Origin of the sequence: Streptomyces sp. NRRL S-118 (assembly GCF_000716335.1) — a bacterium.
Lineage (GTDB): Bacteria > Actinomycetota > Actinomycetes > Streptomycetales > Streptomycetaceae > Streptomyces.
The window spans coordinates 1-1,608 of sequence record NZ_KL591055.1; the positions used below are offsets into that span (position 1 = coordinate 1).

General features: G+C 70.8%; 1 protein-coding gene and 1 pseudogene. Both read right to left on the reverse strand.

Annotated elements, in window-relative coordinates; all coding sequences use genetic code 11:
• Nucleotides 1-539 precede the first annotated feature (539 nt).
• Nucleotides 540-1,001 (reverse strand): prepilin peptidase, encoded by a 462-nt coding sequence (locus tag IH00_RS0136445; RefSeq protein WP_052411924.1) that lies wholly within the window; start codon nt 999-1,001, stop codon nt 540-542.
• A 378-nt stretch (nt 1,002-1,379) separates the two neighbouring features.
• Nucleotides 1,380-1,608: pseudogene (locus IH00_RS0136450) on the reverse strand (hypothetical protein); the annotation flags it as partial.

Sequence of the window (1,608 nt, forward strand, 5' to 3'; positions counted from 1 at the left end):
GGCCTGACACTTTGACGCCACAACTCCTAGGCGCGGGCAGACTACGCACATGCAGCTCCCCGCCGAAGCCGTGGCCACCGCTGCATTGCTGGAGGTCGTAAGGATCTCCGAACTCCCGACAATGCGGGGCACCCCATATCCCGGCAGGGCGGGCGCCCACTGGATCGGGAGCGAGGCAGACAGCGTCCTGGCCTTGATCGAGAGCTTGCCCGGCAGCGAGCAGCACCGCTGCGGCTTTTCGCCGGGTGGAGCGTCCGGGCGTACGCGGACACTCTCGACCTGGCGCTGTTCGAGGCGGCGTTCTGCTTCAGATGCCATGAAGTCCGCATGCATGGAACCGCCGTGCCACCCGCACTGGCCACGCAGTTCTTCGACGCGGGCACCCCGCAACGCACGCCCTCCTGGCCCTCTTCCGCCAGGCAGCCCCGTAGCCGGTCAGCCCCAGTCACAAGACCTGAAACGGTGACCTGCGAAGTCTGGGGCTAGTTTCGCTGGAGCTCTTACCAACGAGGGGAATTTCTTATATTGAGGGCCTGCGATCAGGCAGTGACGACAGAATAGGCAAGAGCACCGATGACCATATAGGGGCCGAAGGAGACGTGCGTACGGCGGGAGCGGCCGGCTGCCATCCGCGCCACCTCCGAGACGGCGCCGACGACGAAGCCCGCAGCTGCTCCCCAGAACAGGACCGTCCAGCTGCTCCAACCCAGGAGCGCCCCGATGGCCGGCGCGAGTTTGACGTCTCCGAGCCCCATGGCGCCGGTGAACGCCATGAGGAGGAAGGCGGTGGTGAGTACGGCAGCAGCGGCCGCCGCGCGGCCCAGGCTTCCGGTCTCACCCGCCAGCGCGGCCGCGGTGAGCAGGAAGAGCGTCCCGCCGCAGGCAGGAAGGGTGAGGACGTCGGGAAGCCGTTGCACGGCGATGTCGATCAGCGCCAGCGCGACCCCGCACGCGGCCACCCAGTACTGGGCGGCGGCGAACCAGCCGCTCGCCCCGCCCACGGCGATAGCGGCGAAGGCGATCGCGGCCGCCGCCTCCGGCAGGAGCGGGCGCGGACCGATCGCCTTCGCGCATGCCGGACAGCGCCCGGAGAGGGCAGGACCGGCAGCCGGCGGTCGAGGATGACGCCGCCGCAGTGCGGACAGCTGCTGCGTGCGGCCGCAGGTGCCAGCACTGACCGGGCGAAGACCCGGGGCGCGCTGCAGCGCCGGCCACGGCTCCGATGGCGGTGGTCAGGGCAACACTGAGGGCGGACAAGACAGACTCCTCGTTCCCGGCCTCCCAGTGACGGGTGGGCTTCGACCCTACGGCCAGCGCGACCGTGCCCTTCCGCCACGCCCCCATGGCGGCGGACGGGGACGGGGTGGCGCAGCAGCCGGTCAAACCCCATGTGCTCCCGCGTCGAGGGTCCCCGCCGCGCTGAGGGCTGCCAGGACCTGAGCCTGTCCCTCGGCCTGGGGCAGGGTTCCGGCGGTGATCGCCTCGGCGATCCGCGCCGCGTGCTCCAGAGCAATCGCCACGCCGGTCGGTTCCCGGTGCGCGGTGAGCAACGCGTACCCCGCGCGCAGCGCGGCCGCGAAGTCGCCGCCGTGGTCTTCGGGGCCGTTC